This is a genomic window from Cryptosporangium arvum DSM 44712, assembly GCF_000585375.1.
GTDB lineage: Bacteria > Actinomycetota > Actinomycetes > Mycobacteriales > Cryptosporangiaceae > Cryptosporangium > Cryptosporangium arvum.
The window spans coordinates 1,135,095-1,149,785 of the sequence record NZ_KK073874.1 but is presented as its reverse complement, the minus strand read 5'-3'; the positions used below and the strand labels follow the sequence as shown (position 1 = coordinate 1,149,785).

The 14,691-nt window shown below is 70.6% G+C and carries 12 protein-coding genes and 2 pseudogenes; 4 read left to right on the top strand and 10 right to left on the bottom strand.

The annotated features are described in order from the left end of the window. Nucleotides 1–353: 353 nt before the first annotated feature. Entirely contained in the window at nt 354–1,538 is a 1,185-nt protein-coding gene (locus CRYAR_RS44935) for a pentapeptide repeat-containing protein (protein WP_169744998.1), read from the bottom strand. Between the two features lie 242 nt (nt 1,539–1,780). On the opposite strand from CRYAR_RS44935, the gene CRYAR_RS05220 reads away from it, so the two are divergent. After that, a complete protein-coding gene (locus tag CRYAR_RS05220; protein WP_035848766.1) occupies nt 1,781–2,026 on the top strand; it encodes a helix-turn-helix domain-containing protein in 246 nt (81 codons plus the stop codon). A 5-nt stretch (nt 2,027–2,031) separates the two neighbouring features. On the opposite strand, the gene CRYAR_RS05215 is transcribed toward CRYAR_RS05220, so the two are convergent. Further along, nucleotides 2,032–2,607, bottom strand: a complete 576-nt coding sequence (locus CRYAR_RS05215; RefSeq protein ID WP_211247273.1) for a hypothetical protein — start codon at nt 2,605–2,607, stop codon at nt 2,032–2,034. Between the two features lie 125 nt (nt 2,608–2,732). Here CRYAR_RS05215 and CRYAR_RS51220 point away from each other — a divergent pair. Continuing rightward, nucleotides 2,733–2,999: pseudogene (locus CRYAR_RS51220) on the top strand (hypothetical protein); the annotation flags it as partial. 10 nt (nt 3,000–3,009) lie between these two features. Here CRYAR_RS51220 and CRYAR_RS51215 read toward each other — a convergent pair. Then, the gene (locus tag CRYAR_RS51215; RefSeq protein ID WP_211247272.1) at nt 3,010–3,195 is read right to left on the bottom strand and encodes a hypothetical protein; all 186 of its coding nucleotides are present in this window, start codon (nt 3,193–3,195) and stop codon (nt 3,010–3,012) included. Between the two features lie 32 nt (nt 3,196–3,227). On the opposite strand from CRYAR_RS51215, the pseudogene CRYAR_RS51210 reads away from it, so the two are divergent. Then, nucleotides 3,228–3,386 (top strand): annotated as a pseudogene (locus tag CRYAR_RS51210) (Rv3235 family protein); the annotation flags it as partial. Nucleotides 3,387–3,416: 30 nt separating this feature from the next. On the opposite strand, the gene CRYAR_RS05205 reads toward CRYAR_RS51210, so the two are convergent. After that, nucleotides 3,417–4,730: a hemolysin family protein gene (locus CRYAR_RS05205; protein ID WP_035848761.1), complete on the bottom strand. Its 1,314-nt coding sequence runs from the start codon at nt 4,728–4,730 to the stop codon at nt 3,417–3,419. Between the two features lie 198 nt (nt 4,731–4,928). Next, a complete protein-coding gene (gene secA, locus CRYAR_RS05200; RefSeq protein ID WP_051569773.1) occupies nt 4,929–7,781 on the bottom strand; it encodes a preprotein translocase subunit SecA in 2,853 nt (950 codons plus the stop codon). A 246-nt stretch (nt 7,782–8,027) separates the two neighbouring features. On the opposite strand from secA, the gene CRYAR_RS05195 reads away from it, so the two are divergent. Beyond that, nucleotides 8,028–8,576, top strand: a complete 549-nt coding sequence (locus CRYAR_RS05195; protein ID WP_035848759.1) for a GNAT family N-acetyltransferase — start codon at nt 8,028–8,030, stop codon at nt 8,574–8,576. A 51-nt stretch (nt 8,577–8,627) separates the two neighbouring features. On the opposite strand, the gene hpf is transcribed toward CRYAR_RS05195, so the two are convergent. From hpf to mtrA, 5 genes are all read right to left on the bottom strand, one after another. Then, nucleotides 8,628–9,269 (bottom strand): ribosome hibernation-promoting factor, HPF/YfiA family, encoded by a 642-nt coding sequence (gene hpf / locus CRYAR_RS05190; RefSeq protein WP_035848757.1) that lies wholly within the window; start codon nt 9,267–9,269, stop codon nt 8,628–8,630. 360 nt (nt 9,270–9,629) lie between these two features. Continuing rightward, the gene (locus CRYAR_RS05185; protein ID WP_211247271.1) at nt 9,630–10,361 is read right to left on the bottom strand and encodes a ComF family protein; all 732 of its coding nucleotides are present in this window, start codon (nt 10,359–10,361) and stop codon (nt 9,630–9,632) included. A gap of 65 nt (nt 10,362–10,426) precedes the next feature. Continuing rightward, nucleotides 10,427–12,190 (bottom strand): LpqB family beta-propeller domain-containing protein, encoded by a 1,764-nt coding sequence (locus CRYAR_RS05180; protein WP_084700094.1) that lies wholly within the window; start codon nt 12,188–12,190, stop codon nt 10,427–10,429. Continuing rightward, complete coding sequence (gene mtrB, locus CRYAR_RS05175) at nt 12,183–13,925, bottom strand: MtrAB system histidine kinase MtrB (RefSeq protein WP_051569772.1); 1,743 nt, start codon at nt 13,923–13,925, stop codon at nt 12,183–12,185. Before mtrB ends, CRYAR_RS05180 begins: the two co-directional genes overlap by 8 nt. Continuing rightward, nucleotides 13,922–14,611 (bottom strand): MtrAB system response regulator MtrA, encoded by a 690-nt coding sequence (gene mtrA, locus CRYAR_RS05170; protein ID WP_035860765.1) that lies wholly within the window; start codon nt 14,609–14,611, stop codon nt 13,922–13,924. Before mtrA ends, mtrB begins: the two co-directional genes overlap by 4 nt. Nucleotides 14,612–14,691: the final 80 nt, after the last annotated feature.

Here is a 14,691-nt window from a genome sequence, read left to right as displayed (position 1 = left end):
CGCAGCGGCTCGGAGGGCTCCCGCTACAGCGGACGGAGAAGCGTCGGACGGGAGTACGTGGCTGATGCCGAGCGCGCGTAGTCGGTCGCGGCTCGTGTCGTCAGCCGGATCGACGACGCCTACTACCGCCACACCAGTGGACGCCAGTCGCATGAGGAGTGAGCGATCGAGGTGCGCCATCCCCGCAGGCAGGACCGCCGCGACCGCGACCCCGGTCGACGCCACCGCGATCAGGTCGGCCGCACCGGTGCAGCGACGCACCACGGTCACGCTGGTCTCCGGGCCGCCCCAGGCCGCCACGAGCGCCGCCTCCCAATCGGCCCCGTCGGCGACCACGGTGAGCACCGCAAGCGTCATCCCCCACCACCCGACCCCGCCCCACCCGGCGCGGCACCGCCCCGACCCGATCCCGCCGCCGGACCGGGTACGGCACGGTCACCCGGACCACCGCCGCGAATCGCCTCAAGGTGCGGCGCGCCCCCACCACCCGTGTCAGAACCCTCTGGGCCAATGCCTCCCGAGTCAAAGCCACCCGAGCCACCGCCGCCCGACCGACCACCGCTACCCGAACGAGCACCGTCCGAGCCAGCACCGCCCGAGCCAACACCGTCCGAGCCAGCACCGCCCAGAGCGGCCCCGCTCGGAACAGCACCGCTCGGAACAGCACCGCTCAGAACAGCACCGCTCAGAACAGCACCGCTCAGAACAGCACCGCTCAGAACAGCACCGCTCAGAACAGCACCGCTCGGAGCAGCACCACCCGAGCCACCGCCGGCAGTATCAGCGCCGCCGGAACCAGCGCCGCTCGGAGTCGCGCCGCCGGACCCGTCGCCGAATGAATCGGGCGGGGCTGCGCCGGTGGGTGTCGTACTGGTCGGAGCAGGCGAAGGCAGGGCGGGATCGGGCGCGAGGGTGCCGATCGTCGGGATGGGGCCGGGACTCGGTGCGGCGGACGTGCTCGGGCCCGGCACTAGGCCGCAGCCGTTGCCCGGCGAGCGTCTGTTCACCACCACCACGTCGATCTCGGCTGTCCGGACCGCTCGCACCATCGCGGGGGCGAGCTCGTCCGCGACCCGCACCACGAGCGCCGAGCCGCCGCCCAGATCCGACCCCCGCACCGCGTCCTGCACGGTCACCGCCGCGAGCACCCGCGTGGTCTCTCCCTCGCGCGGGGTCGCGAAGACGTCCACTTTCACGCCCCGGCGGACCGTGGCCGGCACGTGGAGCGCCGACACCGGGATGCTCACCTCGCTGCCACACGCCCGATCGACGAGCGTGGCGCGCGGCAACAACTCGCCGGCCCCGACGTCGCGGCTCAACGAACGGCCCACCGGTGTCGCGCTGCCGGCACCGGCGGCGAGGTACTGCTCGGCGTTGTCGGGGAGCCGGACGCGCACCACCTCCATGTCGTCCCGGGTCAGCACGGTGCCCGCCCCGAGATCTCGGGTCACCGCCCATACGGGTGCCGTGCGGTCGGCCGCGGCGAACAGGCGGGCTCCGCCGATCACCGACGCCAACACCAGCACGACGCCGAGCACGAATCGAAAGTCGAGCCACGAGGGAACACGTCGCCGTCGCGCGGGCGGTGATGCCGGAGCTGACATCCGCCTCCCTTCGGGCGTTTATCAGGTCGGATCCAGGCCACTAGGAACTCTCCACATCGTCGCGTATCGCACGCCACCCCCGTGCCGACTATCCACAGGTTGGTGGTGGCTGTGGACGAACTCGAACGAGCGAGGGACGGCAATGGCAGACTCAAGGACAGGCGGCGGGAGGTGAGATGGCCACCGATCGATTTCTCCAGCTCTCTGATGTAGCGGAGATCCTCAACATCTCCTCGTCCCAGACGTATGCACTGGTCAGATCGGGCGATCTACCCGCGATCAAGATCGGCGGGCGCGGCCAGTGGCGGGTCGAACGCGCTGAACTCGAGCACTACATCGAGCGGATGTACAAGGAGACGCGCGAATTTGTGCGCGCCCATCCGTTCACCTATTCCGATGCTCCGGAAGAGGAAATTGGTTGATCGCTTCAACCGGCACAGACGGCCCGAAGTGCTCCGAGGGGAATGCTGCGGATCGATCTGACCGCGGCGGCTCGGCGCGCCTCTCCCGGTAGGTGTTCAGCGAGCTCGACGAAGTCGCGGCCCACGCGGTCGAACGTTCCCCACGTCGCCCGGCCACCGCGCAATGCCACCCGCACCGGTATCCGGTCGCGGGCCAGACGGCGCAGCGCGTAACGGAGATCAAGCTTGGCCTCGACCTTCCCGCCGGCGCCGGGCAGGGCCGTGCGTCCGGGCAGCCCGGCGATCGCGGACACGGCCGCGAGCGGCACCAGAACCTCCCGGCGTCCCTCGCCGCCTAACAACAACCAGTCCGGCCCGACGCGCACCAACACTCCCCGCGCCGGCTCACCGGCCCACCCCGGCTCGGCGTCCAGCCAAACTTCCACGGCGACGCCGACCGCACCACGCAGTCGGTCGACGAACCGCACCAGCGCGAACTCCCGCCGGCTCCGATCGGCGGCCTCGGCTTCCACCTCGCCCCGGCGCAGCGACTCGAACTGTGCCTCCGCGTCAGCGAACAGCGACTCCCACCGGTCGTCCACTCCTCCACTGTGGGCCATCGGGGCCGAGCGTGAACGGGTTTGTCCACAGTCGGCAACGAGAGTCTTGCGGAGAGCTACCACCACAACGTTTCCTTATCCAAACGAAAGCAAACGAAGGAAACGCCATGCGGAGCATCCCGGTGATCTGTCGTCCCCCTGCGCTCGAGCCGCCGGCCGTCGTGCTGCTCGGTCCGGGGCCGGTGTCGGCGCGGGCGGTGGTCTCGCCCGAGTTGCCGTTTCCAGTCGACCGTCCGCCGGAGCCGCGCGCCGAGGTGTCGTTCGAGCCACAGGCGACGTCGAGCCGCGCGTTGCCCGATCCCGCCGGGCACGCCCGGGCGCTCGTGCTCGCGCTGCTCGAGGTGCTCAGCGGGCGGCGTCCGGTGCGGCAGTTGCGCCCGCACCTCACCGAGGAGGCTTACGAACGGTTGTGCCGCCGGTTGCACCGACCGCGTTCGACGCCGACCCAAGGATCAGGAGCGCCAGGGCCACAAGGATCACCGGGATCACCGGGATCACCGGGATCACCGGGATCACCGGGATCACCGGGATCACCGGGATCACCGGGATCACCGGGATCACCCAGGTCACCCGGCTCACCCGGACAGCGGCCCCGTCCCCGCACCCGGATCCACGTCGGCCGGGCGCTGGTCTGCGAACCGGCCGACGGGATCGCCGAGATCACGGTGCTCGCCCGGGTGGGAAACCGAACCCGCGCGATCGCTGTCCGCCTCGAAGGCCTGGACGGCCGCTGGCGCTGCCCCGTCCTCACCGTGCTCTGACCGGACGGAGGCGACGCCACCTCCCGGCGATCACTCCGCCGTTGCGGGTTCCTCCAGTTCGTGGGGTTCCACGGACGCGTCCGGCTCCGGGCGCACCATCACCTCGGTGATGGCCCGGCGACGTACCGCGCGCACCTCGAACGACCAGCGGTCGACCGTGACCACGTCCCCCGGCGAGCGCGGGATGCGTCCCAGCACCGCCAGGATCAGCCCCGCCACCGTCGTGTAGTCGCCCTCCGGCCGGTGCGGCAGCTCGATCGCGATGTCGACCAGGTCGTGCACGGGGAACGATCCCGGCAGCACCATCGAGCCGTCCTCGGAGATCTTCACCGCCTGGATGTCCTTGTCGGTCTCGTCGTAGATCTCACCGACGACTTCCTCGACGAGGTCCTCGACCGTCACCAGGCCGTCGATGTCACCGTGCTCGTCGACCACCAGCGCCATCTGGGTGCGGGCCATCGACAGCTCGCGCAGCGCGTCCGGCACCCGCATGCTGCCGGGCAACGCCGGCACCGAGAGCACCCGGTCGGCGAGCGTCCCCTCGTCGTCGATCAGCTGACGGAGGTGGACGACGCCGATGGCCTCGTCCAACGAGCCGCGGGGCGCGACCGGCGCCCGGCTGTGCCCGGACGCGACAAGGGCCGCCCGTGCCCGCGGGATGTCGAACTCCGCGGACAGCACGAACGCCTCCCGGCGGGGCACCAGCACCTCGCGCAGCACCCGGTCGCCCACCTCGAGCGCGCCGACGATCATCGTCTGCTGCAGCGGCGTGAAGCCCTTGTGCGAGCTCACCATCTCGGTGACCTCCTCGCGGGTCACCTCTTCGCGCTGCCGGTCGGGGTCACCGCCGAGCAGGCGCACGACCGCGTCGGTGGTGATGCCGAGCAGCCAGATCGCCGGGCGGCTGAGCGTCGAGAGCAGGTCGAGCGGGCGGGCGACCGCGAGGGCCCAGCCCTCGGCGCGCTGCATGGCGATGCGCTTGGGCGCGAGCTCCCCGAACACCAGCGTCACGAACGTCAGCAGGATCGTGACGACCACGATCGACACCGGCCGCGCCGCGTTCCCCAGGAAGGACAGCGGTTCGACGAGGGGCTGCGCCAGCGACACCGCGGCCGTCGCCGATGCCAGGAACCCGGCCAGCGTGATGCCGACCTGGATCGTGGCCATGAAGCGGTTGGAGTCGCGGGCCAGGCGGGCGAGCACCCGGCCACCGGCGCCCGTCCGGGACAGCCGCTGCAGCTGACTTTCGCGCAGGGAGATCAACGCGATCTCGCTGCCGGCGAAGGCGGCGTTGAGCAGGACGAGTAGTAGGACGAGTGCCAGTTGGGCACCGACGGAGTCCATGGTTCCTCTCGGGAGCCGGTAAGACTCACTCGGCCGCCGCCGGGTGAGGACGACGGGCCGGACACGCCGCGCCCCCCACAATGGAGACGCCCCGGTTGACCTGCCGTTATCGAACTTTACCAGCGAGTACCCAGCCGCCCCCGACACGCAAACGCCCGTCCGCGCCGGAAGCGCGGACGGGCGTGCGGAAAGCGACGATCAGGCCGGGCCGCCCGGCGCACCGTGGCAGCGCTTGTACTTCTTGCCCGAACCGCACGGGCAGGGCGCGTTCCGCGACGGACCGGCGCCGACCTTCTGCCCCGGCGTGGCGGCCTTCCGGCCACCCGCGCCCGCACCCAGCGGGCTGTCGGTGGCCACGGCCACCCCGCCGCCGGTACCGGCCTCGCCGTCGATCGCCGGTGCGCTGTACTGCAACGGCTGGTTCGACGCCCGCGGCCGGATCAGGCCCTGCACCTCGGCGTGCTGCAGCGTCGGAGCCTCGATCGTCGGCGAGTCGTCCGCCGCCGGTGCACTCGCCGGTGCCGGTGCCTCTTCGGTCTGGATCTCGGCGTGGAAGAGCAGCCGGATCGACTCCTCCTTGATGCCGTCCATCATCCCGCTGAAGAGGTCGAAACCCTCACGCGTGTACTCGACCAGCGGGTCGCGCTGGGCGTAGGCACGCAGGCCGATGCCCTCCTGCAGGTAGTCCATCTCGTAGAGGTGCTCGCGCCACTTGCGGTCGAGCACGGCGAGGACGATCTGCCGCTCGGCGTCGCGCATGAGCTCGCTGCCGAGCTCCTTCTCGCGCTTCTCGTACGCGGTCTGCGCGTCCTCGGTGAGACGGGCGATGAGCAGCTCGGCGTCGATGGCTTCGCGGCCGCCGACCTCCTCCTCGAGCTCCTCCAGCGTGAACGACACCGGGTAGAGCAGGTTGAGGCTCTTGAACAGCTCCTCGAGGTCCCAGTCCTCCGCGTACCCGTCGCCGGTGGCCACGCCCACGTAGGCCTCGACGATGTCGTCGAGCATGTGCTGCATCTGCTCCTGCAGGTCAGCACCGTCGAGGACCTGCTTGCGCTCGGCGTAGATCACCTGGCGCTGCTTGTTGAGCACCTCGTCGTACTTGAGGACGTTCTTGCGCGCCTCGGCGTTCTGCTGCTCGATCTGGGTCTGGGCCGACTGGATCTGCCGGCTGACCATCTTCGACTCGATCGGTACGTCGTCGGGGATGTTGAGGCGGTCCATGATCGCCTCGACCGCACCGGAGTTGAACCGACGCATCAGGTCGTCGCCCAGCGACAGGTAGAAGCGGGACTCGCCCGGGTCGCCCTGACGGCCGGAACGACCGCGCAGCTGGTTGTCGATACGACGCGACTCGTGCCGCTCGGTGCCCAGGACGTAGAGGCCGCCGGCGTCGGTGACCTTCTCGGCCTCCTCCTCGACCTGGTCCTTGACCCGCTCGGCGGTCTCCGCGAGCAGGGACTCCCAGTCCTCGTCCTCCGGGGTGTGACCGGCGTTGCGCAGCTCGGAGGCGGCCAGGTACTCGGCATTGCCGCCGAGCATGATGTCGGTACCACGACCGGCCATGTTCGTCGCGACCGTCACCGCGCTCTCGCGGCCGGCCTGCGCGATGATCTCGGCCTCACGCGCGTGGTTCTTCGCGTTCAGCACCTCGTGCCGGATGCCTCGACGGCCCAGCATGGTCGAGAGCAGCTCGGACTTCTCGACGCTCGTGGTGCCGACCAGGATCGGCTGGCCGATGACGTGGCGCTCGGCGATGTCCTCGACGACCGCCTCGAACTTCGCGAGCTCGGTCTTGTAGACGACATCGGGGCGGTCCTTGCGGACCATGTCCCGGTGCGTCGGGATCGGGACCACACCGACGTTGTAGGTCTTCTGGAACTCCGCCGCCTCGGTCATGGCCGTACCGGTCATGCCGCCGAGCTTGTCGTACAGGCGGAAGTAGTTCTGCAGCGTGATCGTGGCGAGAGTCTGGTTCTCGTCCTTGATGTTCACGCCTTCTTTGGCCTCGATGGCCTGGTGCATGCCCTCGCTGTAGCGGCGTCCGTGCAGCACGCGGCCGGTGAACTCGTCGACGATCAGGACCTCGCCGTCGACGACGATGTAGTCCTTGTCCTTCTTGAAGAGCTCTTTGGCCTTCAGCGCGTTGTTCAGGTAGCCGATCAGCGGCGTGTTGACGGCCTCGTAGAGGTTGTCGATGCCGAGCTGGTCCTCGACCTTCTCGACGCCGTCCTCGGTGATACCGACGGTGCGCTTGCCCTCGTCGACCTCGTAGTCGCGGTCACGACGCAGGCGGGGCACGATCCGCGCGAACTCGGTGTACCAGCGGGCCGACTGCTCGGCCGGGCCGGAGATGATCAGCGGCGTCCTGGCCTCGTCGATCAGGATCGAGTCGACCTCGTCGACGACGGCGAAGAAGTGCCCGCGCTGGACGAGCTCCGCGTGCGAACCCGCCATGTTGTCGCGCAGGTAGTCGAAGCCGAACTCGTTGTTGGTGCCGTACGTGATGTCGCACTCGTACGCGGCCTTGTGCGCGCCGGGCATCGCGTTCGGCAGGATCGTGCCGACCTCGAGGCCCAGGAAGCGGTGGACGCGCCCCATCCACTCGGCGTCACGTTGCGCCAGGTAGTCGTTGACGGTGACGACGTGCACACCGTTGCCGGCGAGCGCGTTCAGGTACGCCGGGAGAACGCAGGTGAGGGTCTTGCCCTCACCGGTCTTCATCTCGGCGATGTTGCCCAGGTGCAGTGCGGCGCCGCCCATCAGCTGAACGTCGTAGTGCCGCTGACCCAGTACGCGCCGCGCGCCCTCCCGGGCGACCGCGAACGCTTCGGGGAGGAGATCGTCGAGCGATTGGCCGTCCGCGTACCTCTCCTTGAACTGGTCGGTCTGCTCGCGCAACTCCGCGTCCGTCAGATCCGTGTACTCGTCCTCGATCGAGTTCACGGTGTCAGCTATCGCCTTGAGACGGCGAATGATCCGCCCCTCACCGGCGCGGAGGATCTTCTCGAAGATCACGGGTTCGGTCAGCTCCCTCAGATGTCCTACCGCCATCGTAGGCGCGGGGGGCGGCGGCGGGCCTCCCGCGCTACGCGGCCAGCCGTCCACCGGTCGGGGCGCGGCTCTCTCCACCCAGTAAACCGCAGCCGAGGGCTATCGGTTCCCGGGAGCCACAACCTAGGGCGGTCACCGGCGCGCAGAACACCGAACAATAGTCCCGACGAAGCAGTTTGCCGAAGATTTCCCCGTTCGCGGCAGGCCCGACCGCCGATCGGGCCCTCGACCGGCCAGGATGAGGGGGTGGACTCCGTGGAGATCGTCGCCGGAAGCTTTCAGCTGCGGCCGTGCCAGACGGTCGACACCGAGTGGATCTGCCGGGCCTGCCAGGACCCCGACATCCAACGCTGGACCAGGGTGCCGAGCCCGTACCGGTCGAACGACGCGTTCGCGTTCGTCACCGACTTCGTGCCGCGGTCCTGGGAGTCGGGCCGGGCCGCGCCGTTCGGCGTGTTCGACGCGGTCAGCGGGGAGGGTCTCGGCACCGTCAGCCTGGTGTCGATGGACCTGGGCGACGGTCTGGCCGAGATCGGCTACTGGGTCGCACCGTGGGCGCGGCGGCGGGGCGTGGCCACGGCGGGCACGGTCGCGGTGGCGCGGTGGGCGTTCGGCACGCTCGGCGTGGCCCGGCTGAGCTGGATGGCGGAGGTCGGCAACCACGGCTCCCGCGCGGTCGCCGAGCGCGCCGGCTTCACCGTCGAGGGCACCCTGCGCGACCGCATCCGCCGTCGCGACGGCTCCCGCGCCGACGCCTGGATCGGCTCACTCCTACCCACCGACCTCAAAGACTGACGCGGACGCCCGGCAGGTCGCCGGGCGTCCGCGGATCAGGCGACGAGCGGGCTAGAGGCCCAGGCACATGACGCCGTAGTCGTAGCCTTTGCGGCGGTACACGACGCTCGGGCGGCCGGTGTCCTTGTCGTTGAAGAGGTAGAAGTCGTGCCCGACGAGTTCCATCTCGAACAGGGCGTCGTCCACGGTCATCGGCTCGTTCGGGTGTTCCTTCGTGCGAACGATCCGGCAGGGGCCGTCCTCGAAGTCCTCGAGCACGGCGACCGACCCGTGAGCCGCGTGGTCCTCGTGCGGTTCCGAGCCGTTCTGTGGCGCCCACATCGGCGCCGGGATGTCCGAGGTCGCATCCGCCATCGCCGTGGCGACGGAGACGGGAGTGCGACGACCGTGGTGGACGCGGCGGCGGTCAGCCGCGCGCCGGAGGCGGTTCTCCAGCTTCGTCATCGCGAGGTCCAATGCGGAGTAGAAGTCCGCCGCACAGGCTTCGCTGCGAATTACCGGGCCCCGCGTCTTGACCGTGATCTCGACCCGCTGGCAGGTCTGCGCCTGCCGACGGTTCGGTTCGTGGAACAGTTCGACGTCGATTCGAATGAGCTTCTGGTCGTAGCGCTCAACGCGAGTGAGTTTCTCACTGACGTGCTGCCGGTAGTGGTCGGGCACCTCGACGTTACGACCCTTGACGACGATGTCCACACGTACCTCCACGCTTCCGCGAACTTGTCAGCCCGCCCGACGGTGGGCGGCTGTTTCTTTGCGAGGTACCGGTTCCCTGATGTGCTCCTGGCGCTTCGCACAGGGCGGGAGGGACCGGTAAGCGGCAACCTCCCCTCGATGACATCCATCTGCTCAGGGCGAGAACTGCTGTGGAACCTGAAACTAACTCTTCGGAGTAGGAGTAGTCACCCCTCCACTCCGAGCAAAACATCCGTTTTGTGAGAAGCAGACTCTGTCGTGCCTGGTGACCGGCTTATCCAGCATCCTCAGAATGGAAACAGACACCGCGCGTGGCGACACGCTGTTCGTGCGCACTGCACCCACACCGCAACCAGTTCACTACTTCGGGTCACGAACCATGTACACGGTAGCGCCCCGCGGCGGGGTCGCGGCGACAACGGCGGCACCGGCGACCGGAAGGCCGATGCCGGCTACCGCCCGGTAGCCTTCGGCGAGCGTCGCCCCGGTCGTCACGATGTCGTCGACCAGCACGATCGTGGTACGACCGCGGAGCGAACCGGTTGGCGCGCGCAACGCTCCGACCCGGCCGGGCGCCGCCACGAACGCACCGGCGACGTTCGCCCGGCGCGCCGCCGCGCCGAGCCCGACCGAATCCGTGGGGACGCGACGCATCGTGAGCAACCGGGCAACCTCCGCTCCGAAGCCCCGCTGACGCAGCGTAGCGACAGCGAATCGGGCCAACCGGACGACGTGATCACCTCCGCGCGCCCGGATCGCGGCCGCCGAGGACGGAATCGGTACGCACAGTAACCGCCCGCGGCCCTCCGCCACCGGTTCGACAGCGGTCGCGAGCCGGACCCCGAGCGGCCGGGCGAGCGCGCGGGCGCCGCGTTCCTTGTACGCGATCAACGCTGATCGCAGCGCGCCCCGGTAGGCCCCGGCAGCGACGCACGCGGCCGGGACACCCCCGCCGGGGCGCGCCCCGGCCGCCACCGGGAACGGCGCGGTATGCAGTGCGTGCGGTGTACACACCGCGCAGAGCGGCCCGTCGGCAGCGCCACAGGCGACGCACGGCACGGGCAGCACCAGGTCGGCAAGCATCCTCAGCACGCCCCCACCGTGCCGCCCGCGGCCGCACCGGGCCAGACCCCCACGAGGATCTGTGGACGGCCCGCTCAGCCCGGGTAGAACGGCGCCGTGGCCACCGCGGGTGCGATGTCGCTCGTCCCGCCCCGCGCCGGCAACACGTACCGCTTCCCGCTCACCTCGAGCAGTACCAGCGACTCCGGGTTCTCGGTCGGGTCCGCGCTCACCCGCACCGGTCCTCCGGTGTTCGGGATGGCGCCGTGCACCTCGGGCAGCGACCCGTCGACCGGGGCCCGCACCAGCGCGACCCGGTTCTGCTGGTCCGGCAACGCCACCGCCACGGCCGCGTCGAGCGGTCCGAGCCAGGACACGTCGAGCGGGACGCCGGGCACGGTCATCGGCCGGACGCTGAGCACCGGTGCCCGGCCCGTCGCCCCGGTGAGCGTCCCGACGTACACGCCGGTACCGGCCACGATCAGCGCCCGGACGCCGTCGATCGAGAGGCGGACCGACGTGATGTCGCGCAGCCGCCGCCCGCCGGGCCCGACGACCTGGACCTCAGACGGCTGGCCGGCGTTCCCGACGCCGACCTCGAAGAGCCGGCCGCCGACCGGCACCAGCACCGTCGCGCGATTCCCACCCCAGCTCGGCCGGCCGATCTGGGGCGCGCGCAGGGTGGGCTGCAGCGTGCCCGACGCGTCGCCGACCCAGAGCCGCTGCCCGGACGCCTCGTCGCGCACCACGGCGAACCGGACCAGGTCGACCGAGATCGCGGCCACCCGCACGCTCCTCGACAGCACCGGGGTACCGAGCCGGTACGGGCGGTGGACGTCGCGCGCGCTGGGGTCGTTGAGGACCTTCACGGTGCCTTTCTGCACCTGGAAGGTGGGCAGGTTGCGCTGCACGATCGCCGGGTTGTAACGCCGCCACGACCCGAGGTCCTGACGGGCGTCGAAACCCTGGACGTCGAGCGCGCGCCCGCCGACGTTGAGCCGCACCGCGCCGGAGAACTTCCCGTTGAGCGACCACCCGACCTCGGCGACGAACGCGTCGAGCGCGTCCCGGCTCATCGCCTCGGCCTGGGGCTCGAGCTCGATGACGAGGTCGCCGTCCTGCACCGCGACCCGGCTCGTCCGCTTGATGTTCGGCAGCGGGTTCTCGGTGACCTGGCTCAGCGCCTCGGACGGGCCAGCGAGCACGAAGTCGACGATCTGAGTGATCTGGTCACCGATGTCCTCGTTGAGCCAGCGGCGTTCCGGGACCACCAGCCGGGGCGTCGGTCCGGTGATCGTGCTGGGCCGCGCGGAGAAGTACACGGTCTCCTGGCTGAACGACTCGGTGAACTTGTTCTCCGGGACGATCAGCGGGGGTGGTTCGGCGAACAGCCAGATGCCCCTGATCCGGGTCAGCCGGACCTGGACCTGCCACTTCGGGTTCTCCGCCTCCTCGAACACGCCGTCGCTGTCGACCGTGCCGATCAGGTTGGCCGAGAACGTCGCGGTGGCCTCGTCCCGCGTCGCCTCCTGGACCGACTTCTCGATGCCGCCGCGGACGACGACCATCGACGGGTTCTGGCTGAACGCGTTGCGGATCGCGGGCGTGGCCAGGTAGCGGTCGCCCAGCGGGCCCGGGTTGCGGGTGACGGCCAGCGCGTTGACGTACGCCTGCACCGACTCGTCGGAATCGGGACCGGGGCCGGGCAGCTGCGCGTTGACGCTGGTGATCGTCGAGTCGGTGCTCTGCGACGCGCCGGGGATCGCCACCGGAACGGCCGGGCCGCTGTCGGGCACCCGCGCGCACGAGCTGAGCGCGATCGCCACCAGCGCGGTGGCCACCAGCCGCTTCCTAGCCATGCTGCTCTCCCTCCGTCCCGGCGGCGTCGGCCGGGCCCGGCGTCAGCGCCGGGTGGGTCGGCACGGGCGGAAGCGCCCGCGGAGAAGCCTCGATCGCCCGCGGATAGCGCGACCCGGCGTCGGCCGGCGCCAGCGGCAGGGGGGCCGCCGAGAGCCGCTCACCACGCCGCAGCGGCAACGTGAGGCGGAACTGGGCCCCGAGCGCCGGCCAGCCCCACACCTGCAGCCAGCCGTCGTGCAGCCGGGCGTCCTCACGGCTGATCGACAGGCCCAGCCCGGTGCCGCCGGTCTGCCGGGCCCGCGACGGGTCGGCGCGCCAGAACCGGTCGAACACCGCCTGCGCCTCCCCCGGCCGCAGCCCGACGCCGTAGTCGCGCACCGTGATCGCGAGGGCGTCCGCATCGCTGGCCAACGTGATCCGGACCGGCCGGCCCTCGCCGTGCTCGATCGCGTTACCGACCAGGTTGCGCAGGATCCGCTCGACGCGGCGCGGGTCGACCTCGGCGACCACCGGCTCGTCGGGCAGCACGACCTTGAGCTCCGAGCCGGTGCGCTCGGCCAGCTGGGCGAGCCCGTCCGCGGTCCTGGTCACGATCGTGCGGACGTCGGTGTCCTCCGGTTCGAGCACCGCCGCACCGGCGTCGTAGCGGCTGATCTCGAGCAGGTCGTTGAGCAGCGATTCGAAGCGGTCGACCTCATTGGAGAGCAGCTCGGTGGAGCGGGCCAGCGCGGGCGGGAACGTGTCGGAGGCGGCGTGGATGACGTCGGCGGCCATCCGGACCGTGGTCAGCGGCGTCCGGAGCTCGTGCGACACGTCGGAGGTGAAGCGCTGTTGCAGCCGGGACAGGTTCTCCAGCTGGACGATCTGACGCTGCAGGTTCGCCGCCATCTGGTTGAACGAGTGCGCGAGCCGCGCCAGCTCGTCCTCGCCGCGCACCACCATCCGTTCCTCGAGCAACCCGGCGGAGAGCCGCTCGGCGGTGCGGGCGGCGACCCGCACCGGCGTCACCACCTGGCGGGCGACGATGCCCGCGATGGCCGCGAGCAGCAGCAACAGCAGCGCGCCGATCGCGGTCAGCGAGTTCTGCACCAGGCCGACCGTGGCCACCTGGTCGTCGAGCGGCACGAAGTAGTACAGGTCGAAGCGCCCGGCCTGGGTGTCGACCGGCGCGCCGACCACGAGGAACGCGCGGGCCGGGCGGTCGTCGAGCGACGTCCGGGTGAACTGGTAGCCGCGCTGCTCGCCGGTCGCGATGAGCCTGGTCAGCTGCGCCGGCGGCCGGACGTCGTCCGGGGAGTACCGGGGAACGTACTTCGGCGAGAGCCTGCGGTTGCCGGTCGGCAGCACGGCCACCGCGAAATCGGTGGCGCGCGAGCCCCGGTCGGACAGGTTGCGCGCCGCCTGGCGCAGCACGCTGTCGAGCTCGGGGTCGTCCTGGCCCTTGATGCTCGACAGCTCGTCGCCCAGGTAGGTCACGCCGCTGGCCAGCTGCTCCAGCGCCTGCTCCTTCTCGGCGACCACGAGCCCGTCGGTGACCCGGTGCACGACGAACAACCCCAGCGCCACGGTCATGACGCTGGACGCCAGCAACGTGCTGGTGACCACGCGCAGCTGCAGCGACCGCCGCCAGCGGGCGAGCCCTCGCGCGGAGAGCCACCCGGCGGCCCGCCGGAACCGCTGGTAAACAAGTCGGACGCGCCCGTCGGGCGCGTCCGGTCGAGCCCTTCGCCTCACCCGGTGCCCGCTTTGTAGCCGACTCCGCGCACGGTGAGCACCACCTCGGGGTGCTCCGGATCCCGCTCGACCTTCGCCCGCAACCGCTGGACGTGGACGTTGACCAGCCGCGTGTCGGCCGCGTGCCGGTAACCCCAGACCTGCTCGAGCAGCACCTCACGGGTGAACACCTGGCGCGGCTTGCGGGCCAGCGCCACCAGCAGGTCGAACTCCAGCGGGGTGAGCGCGATCGGGCTGCCGTCCCTGGTCACCGAGTGGCCCGGCACGTCGATCTGCACCTGGGACTGCGGCGGGCCGATCGTCAGCGTCTCGGGGGGCGCCTCGTCCCCCCGCCGCAGCCGGGCCCGTACCCGGGCCACCAGTTCCTTCGGTTTGAACGGCTTGACGACGTAGTCGTCCGCCCCGGACTCCAGTCCCAACACCACGTCGACGGTGTCGCTCTTGGCCGTCAGCATCACGATCGGCACGCCTGACTCCGCCCGCACCGCCCGGCACACGTCCAGCCCGCTCATGCCCGGAAGCATGAGGTCGAGCAGGACGAGATCGGGGCGGGTCTCCCGGAACACCGTGAGGGCAGCCTCACCGTCCGCAACGAACGATGGTGCGAAACCCTCACCTCGTAGCACGATTCCGAGCATCTCGGCCAGGGCAGGATCGTCGTCGACCACCAGCACACGCGCTCTCATGCCCCACATCGTGGCACTCTCGTCGAGGAGTTGCCGCTGAGCCGCCATACGGACGCGCCGAATCGCTGTCGCACCGGCAT